At 58.6% G+C, this 263-nt stretch carries 1 protein-coding gene; it reads right to left on the reverse strand.

The features are described from left to right. Positions 1–263 (reverse strand): hypothetical protein (locus HKX41_11915; GenBank protein NNC24840.1); only part of this gene is annotated, 263 nt, incomplete at both ends.

Here is a 263-nt window from a genome sequence, read left to right on the forward strand (position 1 = left end):
CTGCGGCCTTCGGCTTGTTCGCGGGAGGCGATTTCGAGGAGGGAGCGTTCGCCTGCGTTCTTGGCGAGTCTGGCGCGCTCGGAGGGACCAGACGCGGCCGCCAATTGCTGCTGTGTCTCGGGAGCTTTAAGGCTTGGAATACCTCGGTCGGCAAGGTACTGCTTGAGTTCAACTTTGAGGGGGCCGTCGTTGATTTCGGCTACAACCGTTTCGGATACGGCTAGCTTTAGATGGTTGGCTGTCGCGGCATCTAAGTATGTATC

The organism is Salifodinibacter halophilus (assembly GCA_012999515.1).
GTDB lineage: Bacteria > Pseudomonadota > Gammaproteobacteria > Nevskiales > Salinisphaeraceae > Salifodinibacter > Salifodinibacter halophilus.